General features: G+C 65.2%; 13 protein-coding genes. 6 read left to right on the top strand and 7 right to left on the bottom strand.

From position 1 onward, the window contains the following. Nucleotides 1–204: 204 nt before the first annotated feature. The 3 genes from LVJ94_36950 (at nt 205) to LVJ94_36940 (ending at nt 3,730) form a co-directional block, all read left to right on the top strand. Complete coding sequence (locus tag LVJ94_36950; GenBank protein ID WXB02492.1) at nt 205–1,515, top strand: sigma 54-interacting transcriptional regulator; 1,311 nt, start codon at nt 205–207, stop codon at nt 1,513–1,515. A gap of 80 nt (nt 1,516–1,595) precedes the next feature. Beyond that, nucleotides 1,596–2,903, top strand: a complete 1,308-nt coding sequence (locus LVJ94_36945) for a serine/threonine protein kinase (protein ID WXB02491.1) — start codon at nt 1,596–1,598, stop codon at nt 2,901–2,903. Between the two features lie 89 nt (nt 2,904–2,992). Then, entirely contained in the window at nt 2,993–3,730 is a 738-nt protein-coding gene (locus LVJ94_36940) for a hypothetical protein (GenBank protein ID WXB02490.1), read from the top strand. A 33-nt stretch (nt 3,731–3,763) separates the two neighbouring features. On the opposite strand, the gene LVJ94_36935 is transcribed toward LVJ94_36940, so the two are convergent. From LVJ94_36935 to LVJ94_36910, 6 genes are all read right to left on the bottom strand, one after another. Further along, nucleotides 3,764–4,573: a hypothetical protein gene (locus LVJ94_36935; protein ID WXB02489.1), complete on the bottom strand. Its 810-nt coding sequence runs from the start codon at nt 4,571–4,573 to the stop codon at nt 3,764–3,766. A gap of 156 nt (nt 4,574–4,729) precedes the next feature. Then, on the bottom strand, nt 4,730–6,454 hold the full coding sequence (locus LVJ94_36930) for a cation:proton antiporter (GenBank protein WXB02488.1): 1,725 nt from the start codon (nt 6,452–6,454) through the stop codon (nt 4,730–4,732). 93 nt (nt 6,455–6,547) lie between these two features. Continuing rightward, nucleotides 6,548–7,555 (bottom strand): isocitrate/isopropylmalate dehydrogenase family protein, encoded by a 1,008-nt coding sequence (locus LVJ94_36925; protein ID WXB02487.1) that lies wholly within the window; start codon nt 7,553–7,555, stop codon nt 6,548–6,550. A gap of 19 nt (nt 7,556–7,574) precedes the next feature. Beyond that, the gene (locus LVJ94_36920) at nt 7,575–8,873 is read right to left on the bottom strand and encodes an insulinase family protein (protein WXB02486.1); all 1,299 of its coding nucleotides are present in this window, start codon (nt 8,871–8,873) and stop codon (nt 7,575–7,577) included. Between the two features lie 5 nt (nt 8,874–8,878). After that, the gene (locus LVJ94_36915) at nt 8,879–10,702 is read right to left on the bottom strand and encodes a peptidylprolyl isomerase (protein WXB02485.1); all 1,824 of its coding nucleotides are present in this window, start codon (nt 10,700–10,702) and stop codon (nt 8,879–8,881) included. Nucleotides 10,703–10,876: 174 nt separating this feature from the next. Next, on the bottom strand, nt 10,877–11,323 hold the full coding sequence (locus LVJ94_36910) for a hypothetical protein (protein WXB02484.1): 447 nt from the start codon (nt 11,321–11,323) through the stop codon (nt 10,877–10,879). A gap of 175 nt (nt 11,324–11,498) precedes the next feature. On the opposite strand from LVJ94_36910, the gene LVJ94_36905 reads away from it, so the two are divergent. The 3 genes from LVJ94_36905 to LVJ94_36895 all read left to right on the top strand — a co-directional run bounded on the left by LVJ94_36905 (nt 11,499) and on the right by LVJ94_36895 (nt 13,869). Next, nucleotides 11,499–11,909: a PilZ domain-containing protein gene (locus tag LVJ94_36905; protein ID WXB02483.1), complete on the top strand. Its 411-nt coding sequence runs from the start codon at nt 11,499–11,501 to the stop codon at nt 11,907–11,909. A gap of 126 nt (nt 11,910–12,035) precedes the next feature. Continuing rightward, a complete protein-coding gene (locus LVJ94_36900; GenBank protein ID WXB02482.1) occupies nt 12,036–12,542 on the top strand; it encodes a hypothetical protein in 507 nt (168 codons plus the stop codon). A 16-nt stretch (nt 12,543–12,558) separates the two neighbouring features. Next, nucleotides 12,559–13,869 carry a sigma 54-interacting transcriptional regulator gene (locus tag LVJ94_36895; protein ID WXB02481.1) on the top strand — a complete coding sequence of 437 codons (1,311 nt, stop codon included), beginning with the start codon at nt 12,559–12,561 and terminating at the stop codon, nt 13,867–13,869. On the opposite strand, the gene LVJ94_36890 is transcribed toward LVJ94_36895, so the two are convergent. Beyond that, nucleotides 13,836–15,122 carry a serine/threonine protein kinase gene (locus LVJ94_36890; protein WXB02480.1) on the bottom strand — a complete coding sequence of 429 codons (1,287 nt, stop codon included), beginning with the start codon at nt 15,120–15,122 and terminating at the stop codon, nt 13,836–13,838. The genes LVJ94_36895 and LVJ94_36890 overlap by 34 nt on opposite strands. Nucleotides 15,123–15,197: the final 75 nt, after the last annotated feature.

Below are 15,197 nucleotides of genomic sequence, written 5' to 3'. Positions count from 1 at the left end.
CACCCGACCCGTCGTTTGACCGATTGGGCCAGCGAAGCGCGTCACAGCTTACATCTGAGGCGGTGTAGCCATCGAAGCTGGTCATTACGGAGCAGCCCGCCACCACCGCTATGCCGATGATTAAACAGGCTGTCGCTTTCCGATTCATGCGCTTTGTTGGGACAGCCTACGCGGATCGTGACATCACAGGCTACAGTGCGGATCATGGCGGGTGATGATCGGAATGAAGAACTATCGACCGTAGCGGACAAAACACCGGGCGCATCTTCGACGGCGCCCTTGTACGTGCTGCGAGTCGTGGGTGGTCCCGGGACAGGGAAGACACTCGTATTGGATTGGAACAAAGCGCCGCAGGCCTTGGTGGGGCAAAGCCAGGTATGTGAGCTTGCCATTCCGGACCCTCGTGTGTCGCGACGGCATCTGTCGCTCACCGCGGAAGGCAATGCGGTTCGATTGGTCGATCTGCAATCGACCAATGGCACGCGCATCGGTGGAGCGCGCGTGGTGGAAGCGTTGCTCGAAGGTGGCGAGGCCATCGAGCTCGGCGATTCGGTGCTGCGCGTTGCGCGCGCGGGTGAGATTCGCATGGACGCGCTCGAGCGCGATCGCTTCGGTCGCGTCCTGGGAAAGAGCCAAGCCATGCAACGGCTTTTTGCCGCGTGCGAGGCGCTGGCCAATTCGACATTGCCGGTCATCCTCGAAGGCGAGACGGGAACCGGCAAGGAGCTGCTCGCCGAGGCGATGCACGAGACGGGGCCGCGTGGTGCTGCACCCTTCGTCGTCTTCGACTGTGCGGCGCACGAAGAGGGGGCGGCCCTCGAGGCGCTGTTCGGTGGTCCTCGCGGACCGGGCGCCCTCGAGCAAGCTCGCGGCGGCACCCTGGTCATCGACGAGATTGGCGAGCTCGGGTTGCAGGCGCAGTCCCGTTTGGCGACCATCCTCGATCGCGGTGAGCTCCGGCGTGAGGGCGAGATCGACGCCATTCGTGCGAACGTCCGCTTCATCGCCACCACCCGCGACGACCTCGACCGCTTGGTGGAGGAAAAGAAGTTCCGCGAAGAGCTACTCTTCCGGTTCGCGGGTGCGCGCATCCAAGTGCCACCGCTGCGCCAGCGGCACGGCGATGTCGAGCTCATCGCTCGCCACTTTTGGAAGCTGTTCGGCGGGGCAGGGGAGATCCCGAAGCGCCTCGTCCTCCAACTCGGACGGCATCCCTGGCCGGGCAACGTGCAGGAGCTGGAGCATGCCGTGTCGCGTGCGACCGTGCTCGGTGACGAGACCGAGATTGCCTCCGCGCGGACGCCGGATCGCGACAAGCCGGTCGACTATCTGGATCACGTTCTCACCATGGGGCTCGCAATGCCCAGCGCGCGGCAGCGCGTGATTCGTGAATTCGAGCGACGTTTCGTCGAGCGCGCGGTGCGCGAGCACGGCGGCAACGTTACCCGCGCCGCAGCGGCCTCGGGCCTCACGCGGCGCTACTTCCATATGCTGCTGGCAAAGAATAAAGCGTGAGGTAATCTCGGTATATGCGTGCTCCGCGACCTCGGGTTGTCGGGCGCTACGCGCTCTACGAACCCCTAGGGATGGGGGGAATGGGCTCCGTTCACTTCGGAGTTCTGCGCGATGGATCGGAACCGAAGTCCGTTGCCGTCAAACAACTTCACGCGGAGCATGCACGCGATCCCGCCAGCGTGGCGATGTTGCTGGACGAAGTCCGGCTGACCCGTCTGGCCCATCACCCCAACGTCATCCCGGTCGTCGACTTCGCGTACGACGGCGAGCACATGATCCTCGTGATGGAGTACGTGCACGGGGAATCGCTCCGGCACCTCCTCACCGCCGCGAAGAAGCAACAGCGACCCGTGCCCGCGCGCGTGGCGGCGGCCGTACTGCTCGATGTGCTGCGCGCACTGCACGCCGCGCACAATGCGCGCGACGAAGCGGGCAATGCCCTCTGTTTGGTCCATCGTGACGTGACGCCGGAGAACATTCTCGTGGGCTCGAATGGCGTCACGCGCCTGGTGGATTTCGGCGTGGCCAAGGCCAACGGTCGGCTGCATGCAACGCGCGCGGGCGGCGTCAAAGGCAAGTTCGCATACCTCGCGCCGGAGCAAATTGGCGGAGACGTAACGTTGCGCGCGGATCTCTTCGCCGCGGGCCTGGTGTTCTGGGAGGCGCTGGTGGGCGAGCGCGCCTTCAAAGGAAAAGACGAGGCCGAGCTGATCGGGCAGGCGCTCAATCCGAAGATTCCGCCGGCGAGCAGCTTGGTGGGCGGCATCACCCCGGAGCTCGACGACGTGATCGCTCGCGCGCTCGCCGCCGTTCCGGAGCAGCGTTACGAAAGCGCGGAGCAGTTTGCGGCGGCCATCGAGCGCGTGCTCGGCCCTGCGAACATCGCGGGCGCAGACGAAGTGGGCGCGTGGACCCTCGAGTTGCTCGGCGACAAGTTGCGCGAGCGCGCAGACCGCATGGCCGAAATCATCCGCGACGAGCGCCGGCGGACGGCCAAGCGCTCGCTTCCCTTCGTGGCTGCTGGCGGCGCGATGCTCTTCGCGGGGGCGCTGGTCTTTTTGGGGCGCTCGCTCGTGGCGTCGTCCGCGCCGATTTCGACCGACGTGCAGCACGCATCCCCTCCACCATCGGCAACGCCAACGGCACCTCCCGTTGCGCATGCAGGGCCAGCCCCGCAAGCGGCGGTAGGATCCGCTGCGGCCGCCGCAGATCGCGCGCCGCCCATGCCGCCGACGGTATCGTCGGCCCGCCCCCCGAAAAAGCGAGCCGCCGTGCCCACCGCGGTGAGTCCGTCCTCGGCCGGAGCACGTCGCGACGACGCGTGCGATCCCCCGTTCGTGATCGACTCGAAGGGGATTCGCACGTACAAGCAAGAGTGCTTCCAATGACACGGTCCCCACGACCGATTGCCTCCCTCTTGATCGCTGTTTCGTTGGTTCACTCGGCGCCCGTGTTCGCTGCAGGAAACAGTCGCGCCGTGACCCGATGCACGGAAGCTGCCGTGTCCGGCCAAAAGCTACGCGCGACGGGCGCACTGCGCGCGGCCTCGGAGCGATTCGCCCTCTGCCTTGCGCGCGATTGCCCGGGCGTCGTCCGCCGCGACTGCGGCAAGTGGCTCGGCGAGATCGGCGAAGCCATGCCCAGCATGGTCTTTCAAGTCGTGGACGCGCAAGGCAACGACGTGCACGACGGCGCCATCTTCTTCGATGGCGAGGAACTCACGGGGGCCATGCAAGGCCGCGCCGTGCCGGTGGATCCGGGGTCGCACGTGATGGCGTACGTGCAAGGCGATGAGCGCGTCGAGCAGAACGTCGTGGTGCGGGAAGGGGAGCGCAATCGCCACCTGCAGTTTCGCCTGGCGAATCGGAACGTTCCGGTGGTGCCATCGTTCGACAAGCTGCCATCGTCCGATGCGGCCCCCGCGCCAACGTCGCCTTCGCCGTGGCCCTGGGTGCTCGGTGGTGCGGGCGTCGCGGCCTTGGGGATCGGCACCGGCTTTTGGATCGCCGGCACCAATGCCCACGACGATCTCGGTTCGAGTTGCGCGCCTACCCATTCATGCAGCGACGACGATGTGTCCAGCGCCAAGCGGAAACTGGTCGTGGGCGACATCCTCATTGGCGTAGGCGTCGCCGCCGTGGCCGCCGCCGTCGTGTGGCTGGTGACCCGTCACGTCAACGCCCCCGCCGAATCGCGCGCGGGGGCGCGGCGCTAGGTAAGGGTTTAGGGTTTAGGGTTTAGGGGAGAGTTAGTTGGCGGCGTTGAAAAGCTTGCGCACGTTGTCCTTCTGGGACTTGGTGGCCTTGTAGAACTTGTACGGGCCGTGGCTCGCGAGGCCATTTTTGTCCACGAGGAAGTCCTGAACCTGCGAGCGTAGGGCCGCCTTCATCTTCACGCCGGCGAACACCGCGTGGATGTGGCGGGCTTGATTCGCCGGCCAGCCGTCCTTGCCCGGGTTGCGGAAGAATGCTGCGAAGCCAGCCGAGTCCAACTTCGATACGAGCGTCTTCACCTGGGCATCCGTTAGATTGCGCACCGAAAGATCCGTTGCGGCGCAATACGGCTTTCCATTCGCAGTGCCGTCGGCCTTGTGCGTGCCCGCCGACGCCGATGCATTGCCAATCGTCTGCGTAATGCGCGAAGCCGCAACACCGACCTTGCGCAAAGCGTCTGATGCCTTCTGATGCAACCCCGCGCGCAAGAGCGGTTTTGCGGCTGCGGCTGCCGTCACGCTGACATCGTCGGCACTCGCCGTGTCCGTGTTTTCGCTGATCATCGAAGGATCGTCTTCCGGCGTATCGAGAAAATGATCCACCAGATCGGCGGGGTCGCCGGATAGTTCGCTGGCGGGCGGGAATTCGTCGGCCAGGTGGGCTTCGTCGGCGCCGTCGAGCGCGGACTCCTCGAACGACTCACTCTCGTCGTCGTCCCGCGGCGTATCGGTGGAGGCGCAGCCCACGATCGACCCAAACAGGGCAAAGAGGGCAAAGAGGGCAAACGGGAGTGGTGCTGCAACGAGGCACGATGCAAACAGACCCAAGAAACGATTTCGCTTCATAAGAGACCTCCTTGTTCGGAGGTCCATCACTGCAGCTGTCGTGCCCTCATCCCATTTCGTTGCGCATGCATCGTTTACCCAGGAATCCATGCAGATTGCACGGGTGGATCCTCGGGTAGGTTTGCGCCATTCCCATTCAACCGACCAGGACGTAACTCAAATGTCGGCGAGTGCGGGGCCGCGCGCGCGTCGCTCTTCGGCAATGCGCTGGGCGCTTTCGGCCAACACCTTCAGTGCTTGCTCGGTCTCTCGTGCATCCATGAGCTGCTCGCGCGCCCGCGAATCGATGACGGATCGCGCGATGGAGGCCAGCACGCGCACTTCCTCGTCGAGCCGCCGGGGGGCGAGCAACAACAGGAAGACGATGGTCGCCGGTTTCCCGTCGGGCGCATCGAAGTCGATCCCCTCGGGGGAAAGGCCCAGGGCGAGCATCGGCTCTTCGAGGCCTTCGATGGCCGCATGCGGCACCGCCACTTCGTCCCCGAGGCCGGTCGCGGCCATCTGCTCGCGTTCGAGCACCTGGTTGCGCGCGTGCACGGCCAGGTGCCCCAGCCGCGGTTCGAGGATTTGCACCAGCTCCTCGATGGCGCCGCGCGAGGTGGTGGCCGTGAGCCGCGCCACGAACCCACCGCGCCGGAGCAGCGCGACCACGTCCTCTTCTTGCGCGCGATACAGAAGGCGCTTCATGGCCGGCCCGCCGATCAACGACGTGCACAGGGCCATCACCACCAGCGCGACGAAGAGCTGCTCCTTGAGGAGGCCCGCCTCCAGCGCCAGCAGCGCGAGGATGATCTCCATGGCTCCGCGCGCATTGAGCCCGAAGCCCACGGCAATGGATTCCCGCCAGCCGAGGCCACCCGCCCGCGCGCCCACCGAGCAGCCGAGAATCTTGGCCACGCTGGCCACGGCGAAGACGAGCGCGCAAAGACGGAAGTCGAAGGCATGGATGAAGTCGACCTTCAACCCCAGGGACGCGAAGAACACCGGGGCGAAGACGTTGGTGACGAAATCGTGGATCGTCACGCGCGTCTGCTCGCGCAAGCTCGGACTGTCGCCGATGGCCACGCCCACGACGAACCCACCGAGCACGGCGTGGATGCCCAAGGCTTGCGTGATGGCCGCACCCACGAGGGCCAGCAAAATGACGAGCGAGAGCACGCGCCCGCCGTGCCACTCGTCGGCGAAGCGCGTGAGTAGCCGATCGATCCCGCGCCGGCCCGCCGTGAGCGTACCGGCCACGAAGACGAGCGACAGCCCGCCCATGGTGAGAAGCTTGGTGAACTCGATGGAGTTACCCTGCATCGGGCCGACGAGCATCGAGAAGGCGATCCATCCGACGGAGTCGTCGATCATCGCGGCCGCCATGACCAAGAGCCCCAGGTCGGTCTTGAAAAGCCCCAAGTCGAGCAGCGTCTTGGCGATGACCGGCAAGGCCGAGATGGAGAGCGCGACGCCGATGAAGAGCGCGAACAGGAGCCGCTGGTTCGGATTCTTCATGTCCGAGTCCGGCAGCATGAACCCGAGCAGGATGCCGCCCGCGAGGGGAAGGATCATCCCCAGCAGGCTGGTGAAGGCGGCGCTTCTTCCGCGCCTGCGCACGATCCCGAGGTCGACCTCCAGGCCTGCGACCACCAGGAGCAAGACGACGCCCACCGTGGTGTACGCGCCGAGCATCTTCTGCGGCGTCGGCTGCCGAAAGAGCCACTTTTGGGCTTCGGGAAGCAAGCGCCCCAGCACCGTCGGCCCGAGCAGCACCCCGGCGATGAGTTCGCCGACGACGAGCGGCATGCCAAAGGCGCGCGCCACCTCACCCAGCAGCCTTGCCATGCCCAAGAGAAGGGCCAAGGCAATCAGAAAAACGAGCGCGTCATGCTCCGTCACAGAGTACGGATATCACAAGGGTAGCACGTAGGGGTTAGGGGTTAGGTCAGAGAGCCGCAGGTCTCTTCTTCTCTGGACCCCAAACTCTGACCTCTACGCAGTGGCCATGGCTTTGCAGAGCGCTTCCGTAAATTCGTCCGTGGACGCCGAGCCGCCCAAGTCCGCCGTGCGAACTTCTCCGCGCTCGTAGAGCGTGATCAGGGCGCGGTCGATCTTCTGGGCCGCCGCGCTTTCGCCGATGTGGTGCAGCATCATCACGGCGCTCTGGATCAGGGCGGTGGGGTTCGCGAGGCCTTTGCCAGCGATGTCCGGCGCGCTTCCGTGCACGGCCTCGAAGACGGCTGCCTCGTGGCCGATGTTGGCGCCCGGCACGATGCCCAAGCCGCCGACGAGCCCCGCACCCAGATCGCTGAGGATGTCGCCGTAGAGATTTTCAGTGACGATGACATCGAGCTTGTTCGCGTTGCGCACCATCTGCATGGCGCACGCGTCGACGATCATCTCCGCGGGTTCGATCTTCGGGTGCTTGAGCGCCACCTTGCGGAAGCACTCGAGCAGCAGGCCGTCGGAGAGCTTCATGATGTTCGCCTTGTGCACCACGGTGACGCGCTTGCGTCCGAGTCGCGCGGCGTAGTCGAAGGCGTACTCGCAAATGCGCGTGCAGCTCCGCTCGGTGATGAGCTTGATGGACTGCGCGACGCCCGGCATGATGATGAGCTCGAGGCCCGCGTAGAGGTCTTCGGTGTTCTCACGGACGATGACGATGTCCGTGCCCTCGAACCGGGGCTCGACGCCGTGGAGACTCTTGACCGGCCTCACGTTCGCGTAAAGGTCCAGCGCCTGCCGCAAGGTCACGTTGACCGAGCGAAACCCTTTGCCGATGGGCGTCCCGATGGGACCCTTGAGCGCGATCTTGTTGCGACGGATCGACTCCAGCACGCTGTTGGGGAGCGTCGTGCCTTGCGTCTCGGCGACCGCAGCACCCGCGTGCTGGATCTCCCAGTCGATCTTGACGCCCGAAGCCTCCAACACGACCTGCGTCGCGCGGCTGACTTCAGGTCCGATACCGTCTCCCGGGATGAGCGTGATGGTGTGGGTCATAAGAACAGCGAGAAGCTCTCTACTTGAACTTGTACCCTTTGACTAGATCGGTCAGTCGCTTGTCTTCGTCGTTCTCGAGAAGTCCGACGGCGATGACGTTGAGCCGCTCCGGTTGTGCGATGAACCGCGCGATGGCGCGCACGTCGTCGGCGGTGACCGCGGCAAGCTTTTCGTGGCGCTCTTCTGGGGTTTCGACGCGGTCGAACAAGTACCCGGTGCCGTAAAACGCGGCGAGGTCTTCCGTCGAATCGCGCAAGCCCGAAAGCTCCCACACGTGCCTTTGACGCGCTTTGACGAGCTCCTCTTCCGTGGGGCCCTCTTCGGCGAGCTCGCGCACCAAGGCGAGGATCTCCTCCGTGACGCGCGTCGTACGCGCGTGCTGTGCGCCGGCAACGAAATCCACCACGCCGTCGTCCTCGTACCCGTCGAAGGAGGCGCCCACGTCGTAGCAAAGCCCCTGCGAGTCGCAGATGCGGTGGTACAGGCGCGTCGACATGCCGTCGTCGATGATGCGCATGAACATGTCCATCGCGGACCGTTCCTTCGCCCTGTCCGAAATGGTGCGGAAGCAGACGCGCAGCTCGGTCTGGCTCGACATGTTCTCCACGATGCGCAGGCGCGGCTTCTTCTGCGTCAGCGGCGGCGGCGTCGGCACGATGTGCTCGCCCCGGGGGAGATCGCTGAAATTCTTCACGCCGAGCTCGATGGCCGCGTCGGCGTCGACCGCGCCCGAGAACACGAGCACCGAGTTCGCCGCCGTGTAGTGCCGCGCGTAGTGCTCGCGCAGCATCGCCTCATTGAAGCTCCGCACGTTCTGCTCACCGCCCGTGATGGTGAACCCGAGCGGGTGCGATCCGTAGATGAGCGCACGCGAGATGTTGTCCGCGTCGACCTGGCGGCCTTCGTCGTCCAAGTCCTCGAGGATCTCTTCGCAGACGATGCCCTTTTCGATCTCGATGTCGCAGAACGCGGGCCGGTGCATCACCTCGCTGAACAGGCCGCACGCGGCCGCGAGCGACTCGGGCGGCAAGGTCACCGAGAAGACGCCGAAGTCCGTCTGCGTGGCCGCGTACAGGTACCCGCCGAGGCTCTCGAAGGCGAGGTTCACCTCGTGCGCGTTCTTCAGACGGTCCGTGCCGCGGTAGAGCATGTGCTCTAGGAAATGACTCAGCCCGTTGTTCTCCGCCGTTTCATAGCGGGAGCCCACGCGGACGTAGAGCCCAGCGTGGGCGCGGTGGAGTTGGGGCTGCGGTACCGCAACGACACGCAGCCCATTGTCGAGAACGACCGTGCGAAACGACGTTTGCGTGGAGCTCACTTCTTTCAGGGACCCTCTTCGTCCAGGTCCTGCGGAACGCCGCCGTCGCGGGCGGTCGGATCCTTCAGGTAATTCTCGTCGATCTTGATCTCGCTCTTCGCGGCTTCGCGCAGGCGCTTCACGTACACCGCGAGGGCCTCCGTCTGCTTTCCGGCCAAGAGCGTCTGCATGTACGTGTCGCGATCCTTTTCGAACTCGTCCTTGGTGGCCGTCTTCTGCTCCTTCAGACGGATCACGGTGAACCCGTCGTCGGTACGCAGCGGCTCTGCATAAAGGTCCCCTGCTTTGCCCTCGAAGGCAAACGCCAGCACCTTCTGCGAGGTCTCCGGCGAGAGGCCCGGAATGGGATCGCCGCCGCGATTGAACGAGCTCGACGTCTCCAGCTTCGGCCGATCCGGATCGTTCTCCGGCGTCAGCTCCTTCTGTGCGACGGCGTCTTTCTTCTCGTCCTTCTTAGCGTCCTTCGCGCCTGCGTCCGTCTTCGGCGCGCCCGCGTCCGCCGCAGCAGCGGGCTCCTCGGACTGCACGGGGAGCAGGGCAACGGCCGCCGTGGGGCGCTTCAACAGCAGCGTCGCCTCGCGGATCGTGTCGTCCGCGCTCTTGCCGGCCTTGAGGCCTGCCTGGATCTTGTTCGCGATCTCCTTCGCCGCCTCGAGCGCCTTGCCTTTGACGTAGAGCTCGCGCGCCGCACCCTTCTTCAGCGCCGCCTCGATCTCCGCGGCCTTCGCCGGGTCGTCCTTCGCGATCAGGTGGTAACCGAACTGCGTCTCGATGGCCTTGCTGGTCGTCTCGCCCGGCTTGAGCGCATCCGCCGCGTTCTTGAACGGCGTCACGAAGCCCTTGGTGTCTTCGCCCACGTCACCGCCGCGGGCTGCACTCCCCGGGTCCGCCGAGTACTCACGCGCGATGTCCGCGAACGCTTCGCCCTTCTTGATGCGCGCCGCCGCCTCGGCCAGCTTGCCGAGCGCGAGACCTTTTTGCTCCGGCGTCGCGCCCTTCTCGACGCGCACGAGGATGTGACGAATGTGATTCGGCTTGGGCTTCGCGTCTTCCTTGCGCGCATCCACCAACGCCGTGATCTGCTTCTCGTTCTCTTTGTCCGCCGCCCACTTGGAGACGTCCGCATCGGTGAGCGGCACGCCGTACTTCGCCGCGTACGACGTCTTCACCGCAACGCTCTCCACCGTGGCCGAGCTCTTCTCGCTGACGTACGCCTCCAGAGCCTCGATCTCGCTCACGCGCACCGGCGCGCGGATCACGTCGCGCATCTTGGCGGCGAGAAGCTCGTGCTCTTGCTCTTCGCGGAATTCGATCTCCGAACGCCCCATCAGGTTGCGGATGGTTCGCTTGTAGACGTTCAGGTCGAAGCGCTTCGTCTTCGGGTCCTTGAAGCCCGCGTACATGCGGCCGTCGCCGATGCGCAGCTGGTAGGCCACCTGCGGGTTCTCCGCGGGCACGCTCACGTGGATGAATCCCTCGTAAATCGTGTCGTCGAGTTCTTCCTTCGTCACGGTGAGGCCGAGGCGCGCGGCCTCGCTCACCAGGAGCTCACGCTCGATCAGGCCATCGAGGGCGACCCGGCGCAGGCCCATTTGCTTGGCCCGACGCACGCCGTCTTCATCGCGCGGGATGAGGAGGCGGTACGCGCCCGAGAAATCCTTCGGGTCGATGCAGCGACCTTTGACGTTCGCCACGCAGGCCGTGGAGAACGAGGCCTTTTTCTGGCCTGCGGACGGCCCGAACTCGAGCACGAACACCAGGACCATGCCAACGATGATGGCGCCATAGATGAACGAGGTGACGCCCTTCTTTCGGAACAGATCGAGCATTGGAGCCCGCGGGCAATACCACGTTTTCGAGGGTTTAGGGTTTAGGGGATAGGGTTTAGGGTTGCGGACGAGCTTCGCCCCAAAACCTAAAACTTAACCCCTCGTGACGTGGCGGATAGGGGTTGCGGACGAGCTTGAAGCTCTTCGTCTTCCCTAAACCCTCACCCCTAAACCCTAGTGACGCGATTCGGCCATTTTGGCGACTTTGAGCGCCAGACGAAGGCCGGATTCTTCGAGGCTGGCGATTTTCTTCGCGAAAACCACCTCGTAGAACGTGTCGAGGGTATGCGATGCGTCAGCCGGGTCACTCACCGGCGAGACGGTGGTGTTGAGCTCGAGAAAACCCTCGGAAAGCAGCGGCGCGGCGAGCTGGCGAACCCGGTTGAACAAGGTCGGCTCGTCGTCGACGGGGTACTGGCTGCGGCGCAGCCCCATGATGAGGCGAATCTCGAGCTGGGAGCCGCTGCGGACGCGTACGCCCGAGTCAAGGATGAGATTGTCTCGGACCCGATCGGCCAGAACGACCTCTTCGCCATAGGTGCGATAGACCTCGAAGCCCGCGACAATGAGAGCTTTTTTCAGTTCTTGGGGGGTCAACGACTTCGGCTCCGTCCTTCGCATCCCCCCCTGACCGTGACTTGAAAAGTGTCTCGGAAGAGCCCGAGGTAGTCAAGGGGAGGTATTTCCGCTGATGTAGGGCTATATAGGATTGGCCACCGGGGAAGCAAACCCCGATCGGAAGCGTAGCTCTATAGCGCACGGAGACCGGAGAGCCCCTGCTATGATGGTGCAAGCTGTGAAAAACCGTAGGAGCCTCACCCCCATGCAGGGCGTCCCCGTCGACGGCACGCCCCTGCGACGCAGCGACGTGCGACGTGAGGTCAGCGAGCGCATTCAGCTGCGAAAGCTCGATCCGAATGCGCCCCCCGACACCGATCCCGCGGCCGGCCCCCTGCTCGATGGGTGGGCCCTCAACGTAAGCCGCGGTGGAATCCGCTGTATCCTCGAGGAAAGCGTGGAACTCGGGGACGAGTTCGAGATCACCATCGGCGAAGTGGGCAACGCCCCAATGACGCGCCGCGGTCGAATCGTTTGGGTCCAGGAGGAGGCCGACGGACTCATCGTTGGCGTGGAGTTTTTGACCCCGTCGGGAACCGCCGTCACCGAAGCCGCCGCCGCGGAAGCTGCCGAGACTCCGGAGATTTAGCCCGGTAAACGTGCTCGCCGCCGGATCTGCGTGTCCGGGCCTCGGGGACGGGCAGGGGCACGGGCATGTTTTACGGGAAGAGTTGCAGTAGAACGACCGATTGTTGCAGTGCTACAGTCGACGGTCATGGCAAGCGTCAAGAATATTCTTCCGAACTGCGGCCTCTACCGCACCACCAAGCCGCTGCCGGAGCACGAGAGCGAGATCCCCGCGGGGGTCCTCGTTTACTTTCATAATCACTCGGACTCCGGTCTTCCGGTCGTGATTGCCCCCGACCACAACATCATGAATCGCTGGCATTTTCATGGCGCCGGCATTCCGTTTCGTGGGCTTTCATGGGCCGAGAGCTTGGCGCGCATGCCGAACGAAGGCTTCTACTTTTTGCGCAAGGACCTGACGTTCGACGGCGGGTCGTGGCCCAAAGGCACCTTGGTGCAGCTCGGCTACACGCGCAACGGCGATCCGATCTTGTTCATCGCGCAGCAACGCGCAAACCTCGAAGAAAACGACCTCTTCTTCTCCGATCGCGGCGTTGGGATCCGTCCCGAAGTCCTCGCCAATCTCGAGCCCCTCAAGGTCTACGAGGAGCCGATCGAAGAGGGTGGTCACTCAAGCGGTACGCAATCACACTGACCAGGGGGCCTCGCAAATGGACGAAAACCACGCCACCAAAGCTCGTGTGCTCCACTGGTTCGTTCGCGGCGGTTCGGTGCGCACGCCCGACGGGAAGACCCTTACGGTGGACGTCGACCCGATCGTCATCGGGCGCGACGAGGGCGCTCAGATTTCCATCCCCGATCCGGAAGTGAGCAGCATCCACTGCGAGCTTCGAGCGGTCAACGAAGGCATCCAGGTTCGCGATCTCGGTAGCACCAACGGCACGTTCATCGGCCTGGTTCGCGTCAAAGAGGCCGTCGTCACCACCGTCTCCGAGCTCACCGTAGGTAGCTCTCGCCTGGTGATCGAGCCTGCGGCCAAGCGCCGGGTCGACGTCGGGTTTTCCAACCATTTCGGCTCGCTGGTGGGCAATTCGCCGCGCATGCGGCGCGTGTTCAGCATCCTCGAGAAGGTTGCCCCCACCTCGCTCAGCGTTCTCATTCTGGGCGAGACGGGCACGGGCAAAGAGGTGGTGGCCAAGTCGGTGCACGACGCCAGCCCGCAGCGCAACGGCCCGTTCGTGGTCGTCGACTGCGGTTCCATTCCGCCGATGCTCGCGGAGAGCCTTCTCTTCGGCCACGAGCGCGGTGCCTTCACGGGCGCGCACGAGCGCCGCAAGGGCGCTCTCGGCGAGGCCGACGGCGGCACGCTCTTCCTCGATGAATTGGGAGAGCTCCCGCTGGATCTGCAGCCCAAGTTGCTGCGCGCGCTCGCCGAGCGTCAGATCAAGCGCGTCGGCGGAAGCCAGGTCGAGCCGATCGACGTGCGCGTTCTCGCTGCAACGAGGCGCGATCTCGGCCGCGAGATGAACGCGGGGCGTTTCCGCTCCGACTTGTTCTTCCGCATCGCGCAGGTGCGCGTCGAGCTGCCGGCGTTGCGCGAGCGTCTCTCCGACTTGCCCTCGCTGGTCGAAGAGGTGTGCCGCCGCGTTGGAAAGCCGGAGCATGCGCAGACGGTCATCGCATGGCTCGAAGGGCACATGGGCTCGCACGATTGGCCGGGCAACGTGCGCGAGCTGGTAAACGTCGCGTCGGTTGCCGCGACGCTCGCGGGCGAACCAGGGGCCATCGACGACGTGCTCACGCTCACGCGCGAGCAGCCACTCGATGCGGCACGCCCCAGCGGACCGGCCACGGCGTTCAGTGAGGCGAAGCGCACGGCGATCGCGTCGTTCGAGCGCGAGTACTTCACCGATCTCACCAAGCGCGCCGGCGGCAACGTCAGCGAGATGGCGCGCCAGAGCGGCATGGAGCGCCACCACGTGCGCGCTTACCTGCGCAAGTACAGCATCGACAAGCAGTAAGCGGCGATCAGCAGCAGCGCGACGGCGAAGAGCGCGACACCCAACAGCGCATACCGCCGTCGCGCGAGCGCCCGCGCCGCGGGCGAGGGGCCCCAGCTCGGCGGAACCTGAAGCGCGTCCGGCGGCGTGGCGTTGGCCATGGCCGGCAACGGCGTAGCTCCGGGAGGCGGCGGTGGCCGCACCGAGCGCGGTGTCGACTGCCGGAAGGTGACCTGCTCGATGAGCCGCTGCTTCTGCGCCTCGGGAATGGCCGCCTTGGCCAACGCCGTGCGCAGCGTCTCGCGTCGCCGGTGTGCCTCCGCCGCGAAGAGCCCGAAGAGCGATTGCTCGAGCATCCATTGATCCGGCGGCATCCCGCTGCGGACGACGTATGCACGCAGCTCATCGGCCACGTCCCGCGCGGTGGCCGGCCGCTGATCGGCCGAACGCGCGCAGAGCCGCGCGTGCAGTTGGCAAAGCTCGGGGGGCGCATCCGGAGCCCACGCTTGCAGGCTGGGCGCCTCGCCCTGCGTGAGCTCGCGGATGACGTCCATCTCGTTGCCTTCCCACATGCGGCGGCCGGCGATGCACTCGAAGAGCAGCGCGCCCACGCTGTATAGGTCGCTGCGGCGGTCGAGCGGATCGCTCATCACTTGCTCGGGCGACATGTACGCGGCCTTGCCTTTGACTTCGCCGGTGCGCGTGAGGACATCGCTCGCGTCGATCTTGGCCACGCCGAAGTCGAGCAGCTTCACCTCGCCGTCGCGCGCGATCATCACGTTGTGCGGCGACACGTCGCGGTGCACGAGGTTCAGTTTCACCCCGCTGGCGTCGCAAAGCTCGTGCGCCGCGTGCAGGCCGTCGCAAACGAGCGCTAGGATGTGCGCCGCCACGCCGGGGGCGACGCGGTGCCCTTTCTCTCGGAGCACCTCGAATATGCTCGAGAGCGTCTCGCCCTCGACGAACTCCATGGCGATGAAGACTTCGCCGTTGACCTGGCCGCAGTCGAGCGCCCGCACCACGTTGGGGTGCGCCAGCATGGTGGCGAGGCGGGCCTCGCGCAGGAACATGTTGCGGTGGCGCGCCTCCCGGGAGGCCTCGGGCAAGAGCCGTTTGAACGCGACGAGGCGGGCCGCGTTGTTCGGGCCATGTTGAATCGCCACTTCGACCACGCCCATACCGCCTCGGCCGATCCGATACAGCGATTCATAACGAAGAGCGGGCGCGGGTTCCTCCACACTGGCACCGACGCCGTACGAGACTGCCGACGGCATCCTCCGAGTATAGGATGCTCGCGCGCGTCGTGGAACCCGCCTTCGCTTGGAGCCGCTCTTCGAGGCGCGGCTCGG

The sequence above is a fragment of the Sorangiineae bacterium MSr11367 genome (assembly GCA_037157805.1).
GTDB lineage: Bacteria > Myxococcota_A > Polyangia > Polyangiales > Polyangiaceae > Pendulispora > Pendulispora rubella.
The sequence above is the reverse complement of the archived record's forward strand: the minus strand, read 5'-3'. Positions and strand labels throughout refer to the sequence as shown.